Raw genomic sequence first — 19,977 nt, forward strand, 5'->3', positions numbered from 1 at the left:
ATACTCTTCCACTATCATCTGCCACACACTTAACAATTTCTCCTACTATCACCCTATCATGCCTTTCATCTCCAGTAACTTTTTCTCTATTACAGCTAGCACTTGTAACTATTACTATTGCCATCTTCTTCAATTCAAAATTTCTAGAAAATTCAATTATCTTAGGTATTTTAGAGTATAGAGAACACATCGCATTATTAACTACATATGATTTTGAATTATTCTCCTTTTTTATCCCTTGAGAACCTGCTCTGTATCTATTATTAAATAGATGTTCTAATATTTTGCTAATGTCTCTAATAAACTCGCCATCTATAGCCTTCTCATCTTTTAAATTATGAAATCTTAACATCGCCACATAGATATTTTTCTTTTCCTTTTTGCTTTTTTGTAAAATTAAATCTATTATTAAATATGATAATAGTAAATATATCATTGAAGTTAATACATACTCTGGATTTTCTCTATCCTGTTCTCTAAACTTTTCATTCTTATATTGAAGCTCTAAAACAACATTATTTTTCTCTATCTTTTCTAATGCCTTCATTGTAGCTTCTTCTTCTTTTTTATTGCTCTCTGAAAGTGGTACAAATAGAACTTTTAGTGATTCTAAACCTGCTAATTCATATTTTATCTTGCTTCTTTCCACACTAGCTTTGCTATCTTCATATATATCTGTACTTTTTATTTTTATATCTATTGGCACTGATAATAAATATTTATCACTAAACCCATTGATAAGAACTGAAACATATTTAAGCATCTGCTTATTATAATCATGCTCTTTAAATAAACTATCCCCTCCATCAACATCCCCTAAAATTCCTTTACTCAATGCTAGAGTTCTATTCTCCTTTAATGGTTGCATACTAGAACTTTCATAAATAAGCACCTTTTTTAAAGAACTTTTCATTGCTTCAATTCGCTTTGCTATAACTCCATCATCTCTAACTGCTACTATAAAAATTTTACTTAGTTTATCTATACCTTCTTTTTTTAAGCATTTTAACATTTCATTTTCCCAGATACTAACTGGATCATATTCTTCCTCATCTAATCTATAAAATAAAAAGAAATATAAAAATATTATTCTTATACGCCCTTCATCTAAATACTTTTTATGAAAATCCTTCTTTTCTACTTTTTGCTTATAATACTCTACAACAGTATTTACAGTACCTTCTCTTTGAACTCTTCCATTTAATTTTAATTTTATAGAAAATTTGAAAATTTTCTCTTCTTCATTACTACTTTCTCCAAGTGAAATATTTAAATCTCCTATTAATGGTAAGCTATTAAATGCATCACCTTTCATTAAAATTTCTGCAATATTAATTTCTTTTCCATCTAAGGACATTAAATGTTTCCCTGACCTATTCTCTATAATTTCTTTTAAGTATTCTTCTAAACGAATGAACCTTTTTTCATAAGCTTCTAAGAGTTGTTTATTTTTATCATCCTTAGCTAAATTTTTTATTAAATATGAAAGATACGTTCCTGAAATCGTTCTCCTGATTCTCCCTAATGCTTCATCATTTAAAACATTAAATATCGCTTTAATTTCTTTACACTCATTATCTATTTTCTCTAATTCTATTTCTAAATCTTCTTCATCTTCAATGGTTTCTTCACAATAATTCCTTACTCCTAATTTTAACTTCTCTTTTAAATCTTGTTTATTTATACATATCTCTACTGTATCTAACCTCAATCTAGGCACCTTTGTTATGTCACCTTTATTTAGAGTAACATTCTTACATTTTATTTCTTTTTCATTAAAACTATAATCAAATGTTATATCCCTAGTTACACCTTGATTTTCATCTAACCCTTTTAACTTAAGTTCCCCCTCCACCATATTTTCTATCTTTTCTTTTAAATCTTTTTTTAGTGTAAGTAATTCCTTAGAGCCTCCTTCTAAATCTAACGTACTTACAGTATTCATACGTGTTGTATAATCATATCCTAAATATTTAAACGGGCTTACCTTTCCCTTTTTAGCTTCTTCTAAAATCTCTCCTACTACTTCTCCTACCATTTCTTCAAAACCCTTTATAGTTATCATATTCCCTTTTTTCAGTAAAACACTTTCTTTAAATTTTTTATTTTTTATTAAATGTTCGAATATCTTTTTATATTCTATTTTACCTGTGTTGTCATTTATATCATTAATTTCATTTGCCATACCTTACTCTACAGATTATCTCTGTAGTTTCACCTCCTTTTAATTAATTATAAATTTAAAATATTTTCTTTCAATATATATACTGTCCATTTTTTTACCCACATATACTCAAACTTTTCTGAATAAGTTAAAATAAACCAACTATATATCTTTAGGTGGTAAAAAATAATTACAATTCCCTATTTACAAAGCTTCTTAAGTTTATATGGCATCTTTTCCTCCCAATAAAAAAATCCCTAGGTTATCTCCTAAGGATTGAATATTTTCTACAATATTATTTTAATATTTAGTTTTCGTCATTTTAGTCAAATTTTCATTTAAATAAAATACCCTAGATTACTCTAGGGCCTCTGGCCTGTAGTATTACGCTACAATTTTTGTAAGCTCACAGGATCTATTCTTTATATTATGTCCAACATCTAAATTTATTACTCATTATTTAAAATTTCTTTCCATTCTTTATTAAATCCATAGTGTTCAATTTTTACGAAAGAATATTTATTTATAAGTTCTGAAAACCTATCAATAAAGTCATTCTTTATTTCATCATCTTTTATTAATTTAAAAATAATATAAATATATCCAAATACTCTTTTAGAAGTTTCGTTTAAATCTATTCCCTTTCCACGTAAATATCTCTTATCTTTTTGAGAAAACTTAGGTGAAAATGAAATATATCTATTATATAATCGCCCTCTATGTGCACATATATTTCTTAATATAACAAATCCTCGTAGCCAATTCTCTATGTAACTATAAGGGATTGTTTTATAACACTCTAAACAAATTTCCCTTTTTATATCTTCTTTTAAATTTTTAAATCCTCTTGAAAGACATCCAAACGACATTAATTCTACAATTGTCCATACTGGAAACTTTCCATCATATTTTTCTTCATGATGTTTTATAAAAGCTTCATTTTTACCATTTTCTTTTATGAATTGTTCTATATTAGAATAAAATTTCTCATAATATTCTTCCTTGTCAAAATTCTCCTTATCTAAATATCCTAGTGGCCCATACTCTTTTGCATGAAAATATCCAAAATGAGTTCTAAATGAAACCTCTATATACTCTAATAAACTCGAAATTAAATTTCTTAACTCATAGTCAAATTTATAAATCTCCATTATTTGTTCTATTTTTATATTTTTATTAAACACATTATTTCTTCTTAATGTTAATGTATAACCACTTAACCTATAATAATTAATATGTATTAAAATTTTTTTTGCATATTCATCATCCTCTATTATAAGGCCTCTACTCTTAAGAATTATTATCTGTTCTTCTATACTTTTAAAAGGTTTACTTTCCATAATTTTCTCCTAATATAACAAAAGGCCCACCTTGTTACGCTGCAATGTATTAAACATTGCATAGGCTTGGTGGGATCTATTAATATTAATATAGCATATTTTTTCATTATCTACAATAGCATTTATTTTGATATTTCTGTTGCACATTTCCCTACTTTATCCCCTATTCCCATTATATATAGTACTTCTGTTATTACTGCTCTACCACTGCTTCTAATTCTTCTATTCTTATTTTCAGTTCTTCTATTTCTCTTACCTTTAAAATATCAAAATCCGTCCCATTTTCTAATAATATCCAATTTTGCCCAGGGTTCGTTGTGGGAAATTTTGATTCCACTTCATATTTATTTTCCTAATACTCTTTTTCACTAATCGTAAAACTGAAGAAAAAACTATTTTATGGTCTAACTCTACTTTCAATTAACTTTTATATAATTGGTATTTTTATATTTACTCTTTTGTCTATTTTTTCGGTTTAATTTTTCCTTTTGATATGACTGCAATGACAATCGGTATTGCTACTTTTGCAACTTTTAACAAGCCTTCTCCACATTTCCTTGCATTAGCACTACCTTTTGCTAAACACTTATTGCATATTTTCCCTTTGCATTTATTTTTACAAAATATACATTTATTCATATATGCCTCCAATTAATTCTTGTCCTAAAACTTCCATTGAAATATATTTACTTTTTTTCTTCTCTAACTTAGTATATTCATTTATTTCTTCAATCAATTTACTTTTTTGTTTATACCAACATGCATTACTTTCTATTTCCATCAGCATAGGTGAAAGTCTTTCCAGTTCTTCTGCTGAACTATCTATCACTTCATTAAGTTGGGTAAAAACTTTTGCTATCGCTTCTTTACTTTCTATTAACTCATAAGCTAAAGCTAAAGTATATGTTGCTTCAAAACATGCCTCTACCCCTTCTTGAATTTCATTAAATTCATTTTCAATATCATTATAATAATTCTTATTTTTTAAGCCTTCCCAAATTATCATTAATTTTTTATCAGGGATTACAATCTTTTTTTTCAATTTTTCTTTTAAATACAACTCTATTTGAGTTCTTCCATCATTTAATCCACTAATAGCATTAATTATCAATTTTCTTTTTTCTAAATTGCTGTCATCTAGCTCCATCGCCTGCTCTAATTTCAATTTTCCTGATTTAATCAGTCCAATTCTATTTATCATTTGTCCCCTTTTTATATCTAAAATATTATTTTCTATTTTTTTTAGTATTTCAGAAAATTCTGCTAATTGTTGCTCCAAAGCTATATTAGTAATATTTCCTGTTAAATTTTGAAGTTTGCTAGTTTCTATCTCTTCTAATCTCAATTGATGAACTATATTTTTATTGCTCGGCAATGTTTTATCTACAATCATTGATAAAATTTCACCTTTTTTGCTTTTCATTACCTCATATTGACCTAAATTTATTTTTTCAATAATTTCCGTTGGAAATTTTACTATATATTTTTTCTCTAAATCAATTTTATCAGTTAAATCTATTACACCTTTTATTGCTTCAACCATTCCATTAATAATAAATTTTCTATTCTTACAAAATTTTTTTTTAAATTTTTTTTCTAAAACTTCAGTTTCAAAATTTTTCATTCTATTATTCAAATTCTGTCCAATAATAACCTCGTTCATTAACTCACCACCAATTTACATATTATTACTTAATTGTAACATTTTAAAACATTTTTTGGTAGTAATTTATAAATTTAATCTCCGCCTTTCGTCATAAATATCAATTGAGACCTAAAGTGCCCAGTACTAACTCTGGGAAATTTGGAATTATTTCAAAATACTTATTATACTTTAATCCTTATCTACCTCACTATATAAGACCGATATCTTTTTCCATCTAAACCCACAACTACTTTTATATTTTCCTGTAACTGCTCTTCTAATTGCTTGTTCTGTAACATTATAGTATTCTGCTGCTTTTAAAACACTTTCCCATTCTTTTATTAATGTTCCTTCCATTGTATATTGGGCTATTTTATCACATCTTTTTCTTATGATTCCTTCTCTATATTTCCACACATACCCTTTGCAACTTTTCCTTTCTTTATTGCACACTTTTCTTATTGCTTTGCTTGTTGTATTGTATGCTACTGCTATTTCACTAACATTTTCCCAAACCTTTATAAGCTTTCCATCTAAGCTATACTGTTCTACTATTTTATTTTTTAAATTTCTTTTCTATTTCTTATTATCTATTATGTATATTTTTTCTTCTTTCTCATTTTTCTTGATAGCTTTTTCTTTTAAGTACAGCAATTCTTCTTTTAAAACTTCTTTTGGATTTTTATTTTCACAGTTTATGTTTTTCTCTATTTGATATTTTTCTATTTCTTTATTTTCCTTAACTAGCGTATATTTATTTAATCTTATCATCTTATATTTTTTATTTTTTTCTTTTAATTTCTCATTCTTGTTAATCAATACTTCTTCTATTTTTTTATTTTCTCTTTTCTTTATCTCCATTTTATTTATAGTAATGAATTCATTAGTTGTCATTATTTTATTGTCTATTCCATACATATATCGTTTATACATATTCCATTTTTCTTTTTTTCTAACTAAATATCTTTCTGCATTGCTATACAGTAATTCCACTATTTCTTTATGCTTACGACCTGCAAAACTGATTTGGCAAGTTGATGGTGAATGTTTATTTACTACTACTTTTTTTGATGATTTAAAAAACCTTCTAATTCCATCTATCATACTAAAAGTTCCAATAAATTTAATTTCACAATGCATTTCTCTTTTTAATGTATTTTTTCTTTCTTTTGCATATACAGATATGCAACCATCTCCATCCATATATCCCCTTATAAAGTCCTTTTTAAATTCTTGTGGTACTATTTCATCACTTGGGAATTCTAGTATCAATGATTTTTTCTGTACACACCCAAGCCTTATTAAGTTTTCTGAAAATCTCTTTCCTCTAATTGTTATAAATACATATCCTCTTTTGTCTATACTCACCTTTCTATTAGATTCAATATCCTCTAAAAAAAATTCTAATATATATTTATCTGCTGGATGCAATTGCATAATAATTGTATACTTATTTTTCTTTTCTCCATTGATACTGACACATCCATCTGCATATAAGAATCCTAACCAATATGCTTTTTTCTCATCATCTATTTTCAAAAAATAATCATCATTTTCTTTATATTTTTTCATATCTCTTCCTCTTTTTCATTTAATATTATTAATTTATGTACTTTCTCAAATTTTAAACTATACCTTACATACTTTTCTTTTTTTAGTAAATAATATTATTAGAGGTGATTTTATGACTGAATCTGAAAAAGCTTATATAGCTGGAATAATTGAGAGTAAGGGAAGTATTATGCTTTTAAAAGATAATAATTCTAAGTTTCCTTCTCCTAATGTGTCTATTAGTTCTACTGCTTTAGAGCTTTTAGAGTATATCTATAATACTTTAGGAAGGGGTTCTATTAGAAAAAGGAAAGGCCATAGTTTAGATGAATATAAGGATTATTATGAGTTTACTTTAAGGAGAGATGATGCTATCTATTTTCTTAATTCTATTTATCCCTATTTAATTACTCCTTTAAGAAAATCTAGAGCTAACCTTATTATTTCTAAATACAAAGATTTAACTCCTCGAAATGGAAAGTATACTCCTGAAATGGTTAGATTAAAGGAAGATTTTTATAATGAATTTATGTCTTTAAAATAATTTTAAAGAGTCTTTTACTACGTTATAATATTTTATTTTTAATAAGTCCATTTTATAAAAAAGAGCGCAAAAAAGCCGTGATACTTAGTATCACGGCTTGTCATGGTGGAGATGACGGGTGTCGAACCCGTGTCCGAAAGTGGCTCCGTCCAGCTTTCTACGAGCGTAGTCTATAATTTAAATTTCGCTCCTGGAGACATCTATAGACAAACGTTCCATTCACTAGCTTCATAAATACCCCTCTAGCTCAAAGCTTTGCTAGACTTCGTTTCCCACTTTATGACACCAGCTACCCTAAACGTGGGGATCTAGGACTGATGAGAGCTTATATTAAGCTGCTAATGCAAAATTATTGTCTTCTGCGTTTATCTTTATTGCATACTTTATTATCGAGGCACCATGCTTCCCTCGGCCCGCTTACCAAACCTCACTCACCCCCGTCGAAGCCAAAACATCCCCAGGTTAAGTAAAATAAATTTTGCAAACGCTATTTAACTTATTTAATTTTGTACTATAAGTATATAATATTCCCTATAGACTTGTCAACTAACCTTGTCCCCTTAACCATTTTCTATCTTTTAAAACCTACATTATACCAACAAATACTTTTTAACTCTAACAAGTTCATACCTCTTCAAATTCACAAAAAGAGCTATAAATAATAGCCCTTACTTCTTGCTGCCCCTATTGCATCTTAACTCCACTGGTTCCTTGCAATAAAATCCGTCACCAGACGAATTTTGAGCCCCTCCCCGAGAATTGCTCCAAACTCCCCCAATTCTAAATTTTTAACTTTAAATTCTTAATTCCCCTCAAGTTTCATCTTCACATGTGGTATTGAAACTTCATCATAAGGCTCTGATATAACTTTAAACCCTGCTTCTTCATAAAGCTTTTTTGCATGGATTTGTGCTGATATTATTATTTCCTTTGTATTTTCTTTTTTTAATATATCTAGCCCTTTTTCTATAAGTTCTTTTCCTATACCTCTTCTTCTATATTCCTTTAAAACAAGAACTCTTCCTATTGTTCCATATTCCTTATTTATATTTTCCTTTATAACTCTTTCATAAGCTACAACCTTTCCCTTATCTTCTAAAAATACATGAATTACCTTCTTATCTAAATCATCTAAGTCATTTTCTTCAAATATCTTCTGCTCACAACCAAACACTTCGTATCTAGCCTTCATTATTTCATACAACTCTTCAACTGTTAATTCATTAAATCTTTTTATATTCCATTTCATATCTATTTCTCCCTATCGTATTCCATCATATTGTGCTCTAATAAACTCTTCCTTCTCAACTAAAAATCTCAGTAAATATTTTTAAACACCCTTAAAAATTTCACCTAAACTCTTTCTCACGATAAAATTTACCGCCAGGTAATTTTTGAGTCCCACCCCTCTTGCCTCTTCCCTCTTAACTAAAAACCACACGATAAAAATTATCGTCAGATAATTTTTGAGTCCCTCAAAGCTCTTCCCTCTTCCCTATTCACTCTTAACTCCACTCATTCTTGCGATAAAATTTGTCGCCAGACAAATTTTGAGCCCCCTCAATTCTAAATTCTTAATTCTTCTTCATTCTTTCCTGATATAACGCCTCATAATAATATCCTAAACAAAGGCATACTGGTATAAATACTGCTAAGTTATCAAACATACAACCAAGTGCTATTCCTATAATTCCCCATGCTACTACATAGTTTTTTAAAAATACTCTTATTAACCTTTTAACCTCTTGAATCCAAACACCCATCTTATTCACCATCCAACTTCTGACCTCTCAGAAGTCTCCTCCCTTCTTACTTCTTACCTATTTCCCTCTTACTCATTCACTCTTAACTCCACTTACACTTGCGATAAAATTTACCACCAAGTAAATTTCGAGCCCTTCCCCAAGAGTTGCTTGCAACTCCCTCCAATTCTAAATTTTTAATTTTTAATTTTAAATTCTTACCTCTTACCTATTCACTCTTAACTCCACTCACCCTAATTCTAAATTCTTAACTCTCTATAATATATATTTATACATTCCTTTTTTATTTCCTCTTTATTTTAAAAGAAGAGTGAACATATTTTATGCTCACTCTTCACATTATTTATTTTTAGGATGTTTTTGTGAATTTACTAATTCTTTTCCTAAATCTGCTTGTAGAATTTCTTCTGTTTTCACATCAAATTTCACTGTGTATCTACTCCTAACATTTACTAGTTGGAGAGTTCTAGCTTCATATCTTCCATGGATTGTAACTGTTGTTTTATCTTTATTATATCCATATCCTTCTTTTTTTTCACTAAAATAGTTTCTCCCTACTGTGCTAGTGGTATTCCTTGCCACATGCTCTAAAGCCATTTCTTCAAACTTTTCTATTGTTTTCTTATCTTTATAATTTTGAATTGCTACTTTTTTCTCTTCTTCAAATTTTGAAATCTCTTCATCTGTGATATTGTATTTTTTTATATCTTCTTTTGTTAATATACATCTATCATCTATAGTTTCAGGATCTCCACTCATTCTTTTTCTTGGAGTTAAAAGCTTTTCTCTATCACTATTATATTTATTTTCCTCTGCTACTTTTTCACGTTCTTCTTTTTGCTCTTCTTTCGCAATTTCCGCTTTTGCAGGTGCTTCTAAGCAAAACATTGTATATTTAACTAACCCTGTTGGTACTAGCACTATTCCTAATACTATTGCTATTAATGCACCAACATTTTTTATATTCATAAAACAATCTTTAATATTCTTATATTCGCCTTTTTCTTTTAGTAAATATTTAATTAATCTAAATGTTATATATCCTGCTCCTAATAATACTGCAAATGGTAAGAATACTATTGCGATTACTCCCAATAAAATATATTTTAACCACTTTACCATATATCACTCATCCTCTTCTTATCTGATAGCTAGTGCCCGTAATCCCCTCATGGAAAACGGGCACACACTCCTAGCTAAATTCGACTAAAGAGTCATATGGAGTTAATACTCCTCCTGACTCAAGTCTCATTTTATCTTATATAGTCTGCACTTACAAAACCATATCCATTTCCATATTTTATCTTATGCCATCCACCTGATGTAGATACTATTGTAACCTTTGCTCCATTTCCTAAGCTTCCTATTACTTTATGTCCTGTTCCAGCTCCACTTCTTACATTTAATGATGATGCTTTTACAGTTCCTGTTCTTTCGCCTGTAACTGGTGGAGGTGTTACACTTCCTCCTCCTGATGTTACTCTTACATAATCATCACTTACATATCCATATCCGCTTCCATATTTTATCTTATGCCATCCTCCTGATGTAGAAAGGATTTCAACCTTTGCTCCATTTCTTAAGCTTCCTATTACCTTATGTCCTGTTCCAGCTCCACTTCTTACATTTAATGATGATGCTGTTACTGTTCCACTTTTATCTCCTGAAACTGGTGGAGGTGTTGGGTTTACTGGTGGTGGTGTTGGGTTTGTGCTTCCTCCACCTGTTGATGTTATTTTTACATAATCATCACTTACATATCCATGAGAGCTTCCATATTTTATTTTGTGCCATCCTCCTGATGTAGAAAGGATTTCAACCTTTGCTCCATTTCTCAAGCTTCCTATTACTTTATGTCCTGTTCCAGCTCCACTTCTTACATTTAATGATGATGCTGTTACTGTTCCAGTTTTCACTTCAACTGTTGGAGGAGGTGTTGGATTTACTGGTGGCGGTGTTGGGTTTGTGCTTCCTCCACCTGTTGATGTTATTTTTACATAATCATCACTTACATAACCATGTCCACTTCCATATTTTATCTTATGCCATCCTCCTGATGTAGAAAGAATTTCAACCTTCGCTCCATTTTTTAAGCTTCCTATTACTTTATGTCCTGTTCCAGCTCCACTTCTTACATTTAATGATGACGCTGTTACTGTTCCAGTTTTTACTTCAACTGTTGGAGGAGGTGTTGGATTTACTGGCGGCTCTACTGGTGGTGTTACTGTTCCCCCTTCAAGCTCTATGTTATCTTTTAAATATTTTTCTATTCCATCTGCTAAAGCTTTAGCTAATTTATTTTGATAATCATCACTTGCCATTTTTGCAGCTTCCTGAGGATTACTAATAAATCCAGCTTCAAATAATGATGATGGCATATTACTTTCTCTTAAAACTGCAAAGTTTGCATTTTTAACCCCTCTATTGTATGCTCCTGTTTCTTTTATAGCATTATTTTGAATATTATCACTTAAAGGCTTATGTGCACCTTTGTCTCTATGATAATATGTTTCTATTCCATTTGCATTTGCTGAAGTAAATGAATTTATATGTGGTGATACAAAAAGGTCTGCACCATAATTGTTAGCCATCTCAGCTCTTTCACCAAGCCCTACAAACACATCACTTTCTCTACTCATTTTAACTTCAATTCCTCTATCTACTAAAAGTTTTCTAACCTTTTGTGATATTTGAAGTGTTAAATTATCTTCATAAAGTCCATTTCCATCTGCTCCATTATCATATCCCCCATGTCCTGGATCTATGAAAACTTTATAATGATCTCTACTTACTTTTCTACTGTTTGCTTGTACATATACAGCATTATTACTAGGAACGTAAACCTCTACTATATGTACTTTATCACCAATTTTATTACTTAAAAAAACAGTTCCTGCATTTTTAGGTGTAGCTACTCCATTTTCTAAAGCTAAAGTATTTTCATTAGATAATTTCCATCCTTCATGCTTTGAAAGGTCTAACTTCTCACCTCTTCTTAAAGAAATTCCATCTTCTATGACAACATCGTCATTTCCATATTCATTAACAACAGATATAAGTTCTTGCTCTAAGTTTTTAGTAGTAGCTTCTGCATCAATGATTCCTCCAAATATAGAACCTGCAGAAATAGCAATAAGTACGGCCGTAGCCTTTATAATAGTTTTTAGTCTTTTCCTATTCATAATCTTCTTTTCCCCCATTTAATTCATTTTTTATTAATCATTTGTTCACATTATTAATTATAATTTATTTCGACAACCTTTTCAACCATTTCTTCCCATTAATATACAGTTTTATTCATTTCTTTCTGTTTTTAACTAAAAAAATAACATTAAAACTCCTACAAAAAGCTTTAATGTTATCTATATATTATAAATTTTTATGGGGCAAATTTAAGCTAATGCTCTTTTTAATGAAGTTTCTACAACTTTGAATAAGAACAATCCTGCTACTATATTTATAACTACAGCTGGCATTACAACTGTCATAAATAATGCTGTAAAAGAAGCTGGAAGTCCTACTAACATGCTTGCAGAAACTAAAAATGTTACACCTGATACAAAAGTTCCAACTCCAAGTATTATAAAACATTGAATAAATTTAGCCTTTATTTCATCTATCTTTTTCATAATGCTCATATTTTTTAATACATATAAAATAAAGAATACTACATGTACTGTAACAACTTTATCAATCATATTAGGAAACTGTCCCCCTGGAAATTTTGTAGTAAGTGCAGTAAATACACCTGTAATAATTCCACAAATTAATGAAGTTTTATAATCTCCATCATTTAAAATTACTATTATAAAAAGCATTGCAAGTGCAAAATCAGGTTGCATAGGAAGTCCTAGTGCAGGTGTTAATTGATGAAGCATAGCTCCAACTCCAAGCATTAAAGCATTTATTACCATTTTCTTTGTTTTCATATTTCTCATATCTATCTCTCCTCAAATTTAAATTATTTTTATTTCCATCATTTTTAAGCTTTATCCTTCACTTCATCAAAATCACCTCCTAAAATTATTTTTAAATATAAAAAACGCCCTATGTAATTAAACATAGGACGAAAATATTCCGCGTTGCCACCTAATTTATGCTTTATCTAAAAATATTTATCTATAAATAAATATATGTATAAAACATCTCTCTTCTTCAAGTACTAACATACTCTAGTCTCTATACAGGGAGACACCCTATGGTCTTTACTCTCTAAAACAATATAGATTTCCTACCATTCCTCAAAGGCCCATTCAATAAAACTCTTCATGCTTAATTTCCACTACCATAAGCTCTCTGTGTTAAAGCTATCTTACCTACTCTTCCTCATCAAAGGATTCTTTATTTACATTTCCATTATATACCATCAAATCTTTTTTGTGAAGCTTTTTTTTAATTTTATTTATCTAATAAACAACATGCCTCTTCATATTCTCTTTGACTATCTTTGATACATTTTTCTTTATAAGAAAAGTTTTTATCAAACTCTTTTAATTCTTCTTTTGATATTTCAAACACATTTGAAAAAGTTGCAATTCCTTCTGTATCTCTTAAACTATTTTCATACAATGGTAAAACTAACAATCCCTTATAAAACTGCCCATCGCCCATACATATACCATACCTTTTTCCACCTAAAAATCCATATGGCTCATAATGATACGGGTATCCTAATGTTAAAATAGCTCTATGTCCTTGTTCTTTAGCCTTCTGTATAGAATATTCAATCAACATTTTTCCAAAACCTTTTCTATGTAACTTTGGACTTATACAAACTGGTCCAAAACTAATAGTCTCAACATCTTCTTTTCCTTCTCTCTCAATTTTAGACTTCGTATAAAATATTGCTCCACAAAGCTCCCCATCTATCTCCAATACAAAAGATAAATCTTTTATATAATCTTCATGATTTCTCATTTTATGTACAACTAAATATTCCTCACATCCAGGAATATATAAATTCCAAAAGGCCTCTCTAACTATGGACTCAACTTCTCTATAATCTTTCTCTTCTTCATTCCTTATAACAATATTCATAACTTCTCCCCCTAAACATTCTACCATCTTATATTAACATATTATTCATCTTTAATACATCATCCACTCTTCTCTTTAACTAAAAAAGCCCCTTCCCACGATAAAATTTGTCCCCAGACAAATTTTGAGTCCCCCCCACCAAAGAATTGCTTGCAATTCCCCCTCAATTCTTAATTTTAAATTTTAAATTCTAAATTAAAAAAAGATCCCCTAAAGGATCTTTTTTATTTATATGAAGTTTTTAGTAATTGTGAGCTTTTTAAAAATCTACTTCTTGCCCATAGTAAGCACAAGTAAATAATTTTTCCATTGTCTTATCATCTATCTCTCTTGGATTTGAACCTGTACATGCATCTAATACTGCATTTTTAGCGATAAATTCTAAGTTATCTTTAAAGTCTTCTTCAGTTACACCATATTCCTTCATTGTATGTGGAATATCTAGTTTAGTGTTTAAGTCATTTATCATATTAACTAAAGAATCTGTTAGTTCTTTATCATTTTCACCTTCTAATTTTAGCATTCTAGCTAATGCTGCATATCTATCTTCACAATTTTTTCTATTATAATTTATTACATATGGAAGGAATATTGCATTTGCACATCCATGTGGTATGTGGAATACTGCTCCTGTTTTGTGTGCCATTGAATGAACTATTCCAAGTAATGCATTTGAAAATGCCATTCCAACTAAACATTGAGCATCGTGCATTTCTTCTCTTGCTTTAGTGTCTCCATTGTAAGAATCTAAGATATGGTCTACAACCATTTTAATTCCTTTTGCTGCAAGTGGATCTGAGAAATTTGATCTAAGTGCTGCTGTATATGCTTCAATACCATGAGTTAATGCATCCATTCCTGTATGTGCAACTAACTTTTTAGGCATTGTTTGTGCAAGGTCTGGATCTACTATTGCTATATCTGGTGTTAAATTAAAGTCTGCTAATGGATATTTGATTCTTTCAGTATAATTTGTTATTACTGAAAAAGCTGTTACTTCTGTTGCTGTTCCACTTGTAGATGGAATTGCTATAAATTTAGCTTTTTGTCTAAGCTCTGGTAGTCCAAAAGGAACTACTGCCTCTTCAAAAGTAAAGTCTGGATACTCATAGAAAATCCACATAGCTTTAGCTGCATCTATAGGTGATCCTCCTCCCATTGCTACAATCCAATCTGGGTTAAACTTTCTCATTTCTTCTGCACCCTTCATAACTGTTTCAACAGATGGATCTGGTTCTACTCCTTCAAAAACCTTAACTTCTATATTAGCTTCTTCTAAGTAAGAACGGACCTTATCTAAGAAGCCGAATTTCTTCATTGAACCTCCACCAACAACTACCATGGCTTTCTTACCCTTTATAGTTTTTAGAACCTCTAAAGAACCTTTTCCATGATATAAATCTCTTGGTAACGTAAATCTTGCCATATGAAACTCCCCTTTATCTATATTATTTCTGTTAAATTTTAACTTTATTTACAATTTTATTTTATCACAACATTTCTCTTTTGTATAGGTTTTCATAAAACTTTTCAAATTTATTTTTTTATCTAAATAATAATTATAGTTTCTACCTTACTTACACTTTTCATACCTTTTATTTTCTTCAATTTGCCTATTCTCATTTTTACAATTTAGCCTTATTAAAGCTAAAAATAATGCTAAAAAAACTACCTCTAGTGATTTTTCTCACTAAAGGTAGTTTTCTTTATCTTTTTATTTTTCTAAGTTCTGAATTTTTCTTTCCATATAAGAAATAGCTTATTATAATAACGATTAAAATAATTCCAAATATAACCCATGTTATCTTTGGTAAGTTTGCCATTAAAAATATACAACTAAGCATTCCTAAAATAGGTATTACTGGATATAATGGCACTTTAAATTCACTTTGAAAATCAGGATGCCTTTTTCTAAAGACTATAACTGAAAATGAAACTGTTCCATATACTAATAAAAATGCTATACTTGCAAAGCTTGCTAATAGATTTAAATTGAAGAATCCTGTAAATATAGCTTCTAAAATTCCTATAATCCAAAGTGATATGTATGGTACATCTCTTTTATTATTCTTTCCAAATATTTTAGGTAAAAGTCCATCACGACTCATAGTTGATACTATCTGGGATGCTGTGAAATTGTTTGCAAATATAACTGCTAAGATTCCAATTACACTTCCTAAAGAGACTATAAGTCCAACCTTTGGTTTGCCTATAAGGTTTAGTCCATATGATAAAGCGTCTCCAACATTTAAATTCTTATATGTAGTAAGTCCTGTTAATGTAAATGATACAAGCATATAAACTAATATACAAATTGCAAGTGAAGCTATAAGTCCTATTGTCATAGACTTTTTAGGGTTCTTTACATATGGTGCTGCTGATGCAACTGCATCAAAACCACAATAAGCATAAAAAACTGCTGCTGCTCCACTGAAAACTCCTGTTAATTTATATGGCATAAAGGGACTCCAATTTGATGGGTTTATGTAAAAAATACTTACTCCTACAAATAAAATAATTACTCCTATTTTAATAAAAACGATTAAATTATTAACCTTCTTACTTTCTTTTGTTCCTCTTGAAATAACAAAAGTTATTATTAAAATAGCAAAAATTGCTGGTAAGTTTATAATTCCACCTTCTGATGGTATAGTTGTAAATGCCTTAGGCAAGTGAATTCCTATTTCACTTAAGAATCCATCAAAATAAGCTGCCCATCCTGCTCCAACTGTTGCCGTGGAGAGAATATATGCAACTGATATTGAAAGCCCTACTATGTACGCAAATATTTCTCCAAGTGATACATATGCAAAAGTATAAGAACCTCCTGAACTTGGGATACTTGAACACAACTCACCATAACAAAGTACGATAAAAGCCGCTGCTATTCCACCAATCAAGAAAGAAAGGCTTACACTAGGTCCTGCAGTCTTTGCAGCAACCACTCCTGTTAAAACCATAACTCCTGTTCCAATAACTGAACCTATGCTTAAAAGCGTTAAATCCAATGTTCCAAGATTCTTTTCACTTGAATTAATATGCTTAGATACACTCTTAATATCCTGTGCTCTAAAAATACTCATATTAAAACTCCTTTTCTTTTGTAAATTTGATTTTTTTTACATTTATTGAAACTTATACATCTTTTCTATACAAAGTTCCATTGTTTTAAAAAAATCACAATTTCTATTTTAACACACTAGCTTCATTTCTCAAAACCACAAAATCCCTTCTCCTTATTTTCTCCCTCCCCTTTCATTTCTATACTCTTCTTTCTAAATAGAAATAATATAGAATGTCTACATAGCAACAAACTTTTCTCTATCTTTTATTTTTCCATCTTTTAATTGTATTTTCTTGTGTTTTTTCATATAAATTGTTTAATATACTTTTTTTATAATTTATTGTAGTCACTGTAGACAAAGTTACATTAGCCCTTTATTTTAGCTATTTTAAAGTAGGAACAACCTTGTCTACAACCTCATTATTTGTAGACATTTTTTCTACTTTGTAGACACCACTTCTTATCTTTGTCTACAACTTAGCTTACCTTTGTAGACATATTCTCTTATCCTTGTAGACATTCCTGCTTACCTTTGTAGACATTCCTGCTTACCTTTGTAGTCATTCCTCTATTCATCTGTAAACCCTATCTTATCTATCAAAAAAGCTAACCCCAAGCCAACTTTAATTCTTCATTTTTAATTTTTAATTCTTACCTCTTCCCTCTTAATTCTTACCTCAAAAAAAGCTGGCCCCAAGCCAGCTTCAATTCTTCATTTTTAATTCTTAACTCTTAATTATCACTAATATCTGTTTCTATTCTTCATTTCTCTCTCTACATCTCTTTTATGAGCTTTTTCAAGCATAGAGTCTCTCTTGTCGTAGTTCTTTTTACCTTTACAAACTCCAAGTGCTACCTTTACTTTTCCATCTTTTAAGTAAAGAGATAATGGTATAAGTGTAAGACCTTCTCTTGATACAAGACCTGCAAGTCTTCCTATCTGCTCTTTATGAAGTAATAGCTTTCTATCTCTTAATGGGTCTACATTAAATATATTTCCTTGCTCGTAAGGGCTTACATGCATTCCTCTTATAAATACTTCACCACTTCTTATTTCTGCATAACATTCTTTAAGGTTTGCTCTACCATTTCTTATTGATTTTACTTCTGTTCCTACTAAAGCAAGCCCTGCTTCTATTGTTTCTTCTATAAAATAATCATGTCTAGCTTTTCTATTTTCTGCTAATGAGTTTGAATTCTTTTTTCTAGCCATTCTTTTCACCTACTTTTAATCCTATATATTATCTAAAATTATAATATATATCGCTTTCTTTTACAATTTTTATTTAGCTTCTAATATTCTTTTTAAGTCTTCTACCTTGTTAGTTATTATACTATTTACAGAAATCTCTTTTAATTTCTGCATATCCTCTTCTAAATTTACAGTATACACGTTTATATCTATATTTCTTTTTATACATTCCTCTGCTATCTCTTTAGTAACTGAATGATACTCAGGATGGATTGCATCTAGCTTTAACATTTCTACATAATCATAAGGCTTATATATACAAGCATCATATAGAACACCAACCTTTATATTTTTATTTATCTCTTTGCACCTTTTGGCTGAATAATGATTAAAGGTTGATACTATAATATTCTTTTCCATATTATATTTTTTTAATACCTTATAAACCTCTTCTTCTATTCCCTCATAATCAACTATGCTATTTTTTATTTCAATATTTAAAACTAAATTTTTATCCTGTACATATTCTAATAATTCCTCTAATGTAGGAATTTCTTCACCCTTAAAGCTTTCATCAAACTTTATTCCTGCATCTAACTTTTTGAGTTCTTCTAAAGTATAATCTTTTACATAGCCTTTTCCTGTAGTTGTTCTCTCTAAAGTTTCATCATGTATTATAACCAGATGACCATCCTTACTTCTTTGCACATCAAATTCCATTCCATCTGCACCAAATTCCACTGCTTTTTTAAAGGCTATCATAGTATTTTCAGGATATTTATAGCTATATCCTCTATGTGCTAAGTTTAAAATCTTTTCCATTTATCCTCCACCTAAGAAAAAGCCTATCAAGCAATGCTTAATAGACTTTTTAAATCTTTAATCTTCTTTTTCTAAATCTTTAATGTCTTCTTTAACATCTAAAATTCTATCTATTAACTCTTTTGCTGTTTCTTCTTTTTCTTCCTCTTCATCCTCATCAGATAAAAGGTCAAAATAAACTTCTCTATTATCAATATCAACTCTACTACATTTTACATGTACATTGTCACCAAGCTTGTAAATCTTCTTAGTTCTTTCTCCAATAAGAGATAAATGATCTTCATCATATACATAATAGTCATCTTCTAATGCAGTTATGTGAACTAATCCTTCTATTGTACTTGGAAGTTCAATAAACATTCCAAATGAAGTTACTGATGATATTATTCCATCAAACTCTTCACCAACTCTATCTAACATAAACTCAGCTTTCTTTAAATCATCAACTTCTCTTTCTGCTTCAGTTGCAAGCTTTTCCATATCTGATGATTGTTTTGAAGCATGCTCTACAATTCCTTTAAGCTTCGCTAATTTCTTTCCTTCAAGTCTTCCATTTAAATTATCTTTTATAATTCTATGGATTTGAAGGTCTGGATATCTTCTAATTGGTGATGTAAAGTGGCAGTAATATTGTGCAGCAAGTCCAAAGTGACCTACACATTCTGGTGCATATCTTGCCTTCATCATACTTCTAAGCATTAATGTACTTACTACTGTTTCTTCACTTTTTCCTTTTACTTTATCTAATACTTCTTGCATCATTTTTGGATGAATTTCTGCATTAGTTCTCATAGGATATCCTAAATTGTATACAAATTCTCTAAACTTAGATAATTTTTCTTCATCTGGGTCTTC

19 protein-coding genes, 1 other RNA gene and 1 pseudogene are annotated in these 19,977 nt (G+C 29.6%); 1 reads left to right on the forward strand and 20 read right to left on the reverse strand.

Features of this window, described 5'->3' with window-relative positions:
* The 8 genes and pseudogenes from ACRC28_RS02535 to ACRC28_RS02570 all read right to left on the reverse strand — a co-directional run.
* On the reverse strand, nucleotides 1-2,185 hold a 2,185-nt coding region (locus ACRC28_RS02535; protein WP_438541887.1), incomplete at its 3' end, for a hypothetical protein.
* A 428-nt stretch (nucleotides 2,186-2,613) separates the two neighbouring features.
* Nucleotides 2,614-3,504 (reverse strand): Abi family protein, encoded by an 891-nt coding sequence (locus ACRC28_RS02540; protein ID WP_438541888.1) that lies wholly within the window; start codon nucleotides 3,502-3,504, stop codon nucleotides 2,614-2,616.
* A gap of 193 nt (nucleotides 3,505-3,697) precedes the next feature.
* Complete coding sequence (locus tag ACRC28_RS02545) at nucleotides 3,698-3,841, reverse strand: hypothetical protein (protein WP_438541889.1); 144 nt, start codon at nucleotides 3,839-3,841, stop codon at nucleotides 3,698-3,700.
* A 125-nt stretch (nucleotides 3,842-3,966) separates the two neighbouring features.
* On the reverse strand, nucleotides 3,967-4,143 hold the full coding sequence (locus tag ACRC28_RS02550) for a hypothetical protein (protein WP_438541890.1): 177 nt from the start codon (nucleotides 4,141-4,143) through the stop codon (nucleotides 3,967-3,969).
* Nucleotides 4,136-5,167 carry a hypothetical protein gene (locus tag ACRC28_RS02555; RefSeq protein ID WP_438541891.1) on the reverse strand — a complete coding sequence of 344 codons (1,032 nt, stop codon included), beginning with the start codon at nucleotides 5,165-5,167 and terminating at the stop codon, nucleotides 4,136-4,138. Before ACRC28_RS02555 ends, ACRC28_RS02550 begins: the two co-directional genes overlap by 8 nt.
* A gap of 171 nt (nucleotides 5,168-5,338) precedes the next feature.
* Nucleotides 5,339-5,566, reverse strand: a complete 228-nt coding sequence (locus ACRC28_RS02560) for a hypothetical protein (protein WP_438541892.1) — start codon at nucleotides 5,564-5,566, stop codon at nucleotides 5,339-5,341.
* Between the two features lie 51 nt (nucleotides 5,567-5,617).
* A pseudogene (locus ACRC28_RS02565) lies at nucleotides 5,618-5,704 on the reverse strand (hypothetical protein); the annotation flags it as partial.
* A 21-nt stretch (nucleotides 5,705-5,725) separates the two neighbouring features.
* Nucleotides 5,726-6,721 carry an LAGLIDADG family homing endonuclease gene (locus ACRC28_RS02570; protein WP_438541893.1) on the reverse strand — a complete coding sequence of 332 codons (996 nt, stop codon included), beginning with the start codon at nucleotides 6,719-6,721 and terminating at the stop codon, nucleotides 5,726-5,728.
* Nucleotides 6,722-6,833: 112 nt separating this feature from the next.
* Here ACRC28_RS02570 and ACRC28_RS02575 point away from each other — a divergent pair, with 112 nt between their 5' ends.
* Nucleotides 6,834-7,244, forward strand: a complete 411-nt coding sequence (locus ACRC28_RS02575; RefSeq protein ID WP_438541894.1) for an LAGLIDADG family homing endonuclease — start codon at nucleotides 6,834-6,836, stop codon at nucleotides 7,242-7,244.
* A 103-nt stretch (nucleotides 7,245-7,347) separates the two neighbouring features.
* On the opposite strand, the gene ssrA is transcribed toward ACRC28_RS02575, so the two are convergent.
* The 12 genes from ssrA to ACRC28_RS02635 all read right to left on the reverse strand — a co-directional run.
* Nucleotides 7,348-7,703: a transfer-messenger RNA gene (ssrA, locus tag ACRC28_RS02580) on the reverse strand.
* Between the two features lie 343 nt (nucleotides 7,704-8,046).
* Entirely contained in the window at nucleotides 8,047-8,493 is a 447-nt protein-coding gene (locus ACRC28_RS02585) for a GNAT family N-acetyltransferase (protein WP_438541895.1), read from the reverse strand.
* 325 nt (nucleotides 8,494-8,818) lie between these two features.
* The gene (locus ACRC28_RS02590) at nucleotides 8,819-9,019 is read right to left on the reverse strand and encodes a hypothetical protein (protein ID WP_438541896.1); all 201 of its coding nucleotides are present in this window, start codon (nucleotides 9,017-9,019) and stop codon (nucleotides 8,819-8,821) included.
* Nucleotides 9,020-9,346: 327 nt separating this feature from the next.
* Complete coding sequence (locus tag ACRC28_RS02595) at nucleotides 9,347-10,129, reverse strand: hypothetical protein (RefSeq protein ID WP_438541897.1); 783 nt, start codon at nucleotides 10,127-10,129, stop codon at nucleotides 9,347-9,349.
* A gap of 131 nt (nucleotides 10,130-10,260) precedes the next feature.
* Nucleotides 10,261-12,189 (reverse strand): SH3 domain-containing protein, encoded by a 1,929-nt coding sequence (locus ACRC28_RS02600; RefSeq protein WP_438541898.1) that lies wholly within the window; start codon nucleotides 12,187-12,189, stop codon nucleotides 10,261-10,263.
* A 210-nt stretch (nucleotides 12,190-12,399) separates the two neighbouring features.
* Nucleotides 12,400-12,936, reverse strand: a complete 537-nt coding sequence (locus tag ACRC28_RS02605; protein WP_438541905.1) for a tryptophan transporter — start codon at nucleotides 12,934-12,936, stop codon at nucleotides 12,400-12,402.
* A gap of 469 nt (nucleotides 12,937-13,405) precedes the next feature.
* Entirely contained in the window at nucleotides 13,406-14,044 is a 639-nt protein-coding gene (locus tag ACRC28_RS02610) for a GNAT family N-acetyltransferase (protein ID WP_438541899.1), read from the reverse strand.
* A gap of 259 nt (nucleotides 14,045-14,303) precedes the next feature.
* On the reverse strand, nucleotides 14,304-15,470 hold the full coding sequence (locus ACRC28_RS02615; protein ID WP_438541900.1) for an iron-containing alcohol dehydrogenase: 1,167 nt from the start codon (nucleotides 15,468-15,470) through the stop codon (nucleotides 14,304-14,306).
* A 280-nt stretch (nucleotides 15,471-15,750) separates the two neighbouring features.
* Nucleotides 15,751-17,127 carry an amino acid permease gene (locus tag ACRC28_RS02620; RefSeq protein WP_438541901.1) on the reverse strand — a complete coding sequence of 459 codons (1,377 nt, stop codon included), beginning with the start codon at nucleotides 17,125-17,127 and terminating at the stop codon, nucleotides 15,751-15,753.
* Nucleotides 17,128-17,850: 723 nt separating this feature from the next.
* Complete coding sequence (smpB, locus tag ACRC28_RS02625; RefSeq protein ID WP_438541902.1) at nucleotides 17,851-18,321, reverse strand: SsrA-binding protein SmpB; 471 nt, start codon at nucleotides 18,319-18,321, stop codon at nucleotides 17,851-17,853.
* A gap of 69 nt (nucleotides 18,322-18,390) precedes the next feature.
* A complete protein-coding gene (locus ACRC28_RS02630) occupies nucleotides 18,391-19,122 on the reverse strand; it encodes a glycerophosphodiester phosphodiesterase (protein WP_438541903.1) in 732 nt (243 codons plus the stop codon).
* Nucleotides 19,123-19,179: 57 nt separating this feature from the next.
* On the reverse strand, nucleotides 19,180-19,977 hold a 798-nt coding region (locus tag ACRC28_RS02635; protein ID WP_438541904.1), incomplete at its 5' end, for an RNB domain-containing ribonuclease.

The organism is Clostridium sp., assembly GCF_051650885.1.
Taxonomy (GTDB): Bacteria; Bacillota; Clostridia; order Clostridiales; family Clostridiaceae; genus Clostridium.

What these genes read in the sequence shown, in the direction of transcription:
- ACRC28_RS02540 (WP_438541888.1), bottom strand. Translation starts at nt 3,504, where the DNA reads ATGGAAAGTAAACCTTTTAAAAGTATAGAAGAACAGATAATAATTCTT.
- ACRC28_RS02550 (WP_438541890.1), bottom strand. Translation starts at nt 4,143, where the DNA reads ATGAATAAATGTATATTTTGTAAAAATAAATGCAAAGGGAAAATATGC.
- ACRC28_RS02555 (WP_438541891.1), bottom strand. Translation starts at nt 5,167, where the DNA reads ATGAACGAGGTTATTATTGGACAGAATTTGAATAATAGAATGAAAAAT.
- ACRC28_RS02570 (WP_438541893.1), bottom strand. Translation starts at nt 6,721, where the DNA reads ATGAAAAAATATAAAGAAAATGATGATTATTTTTTGAAAATAGATGAT.
- ACRC28_RS02575 (WP_438541894.1), top strand. Translation starts at nt 6,834, where the DNA reads ATGACTGAATCTGAAAAAGCTTATATAGCTGGAATAATTGAGAGTAAG.
- ACRC28_RS02585 (WP_438541895.1), bottom strand. Translation starts at nt 8,493, where the DNA reads ATGAAATGGAATATAAAAAGATTTAATGAATTAACAGTTGAAGAGTTG.
- ACRC28_RS02590 (WP_438541896.1), bottom strand. Translation starts at nt 9,019, where the DNA reads ATGGTGAATAAGATGGGTGTTTGGATTCAAGAGGTTAAAAGGTTAATA.
- ACRC28_RS02595 (WP_438541897.1), bottom strand. Translation starts at nt 10,129, where the DNA reads ATGGTAAAGTGGTTAAAATATATTTTATTGGGAGTAATCGCAATAGTA.
- ACRC28_RS02600 (WP_438541898.1), bottom strand. Translation starts at nt 12,189, where the DNA reads ATGAATAGGAAAAGACTAAAAACTATTATAAAGGCTACGGCCGTACTT.
- ACRC28_RS02605 (WP_438541905.1), bottom strand. Translation starts at nt 12,936, where the DNA reads ATGAAAACAAAGAAAATGGTAATAAATGCTTTAATGCTTGGAGTTGGA.
- ACRC28_RS02610 (WP_438541899.1), bottom strand. Translation starts at nt 14,044, where the DNA reads ATGAATATTGTTATAAGGAATGAAGAAGAGAAAGATTATAGAGAAGTT.
- ACRC28_RS02615 (WP_438541900.1), bottom strand. Translation starts at nt 15,470, where the DNA reads ATGGCAAGATTTACGTTACCAAGAGATTTATATCATGGAAAAGGTTCT.
- ACRC28_RS02620 (WP_438541901.1), bottom strand. Translation starts at nt 17,127, where the DNA reads ATGAGTATTTTTAGAGCACAGGATATTAAGAGTGTATCTAAGCATATT.
- smpB (WP_438541902.1), bottom strand. Translation starts at nt 18,321, where the DNA reads ATGGCTAGAAAAAAGAATTCAAACTCATTAGCAGAAAATAGAAAAGCT.
- ACRC28_RS02630 (WP_438541903.1), bottom strand. Translation starts at nt 19,122, where the DNA reads ATGGAAAAGATTTTAAACTTAGCACATAGAGGATATAGCTATAAATAT.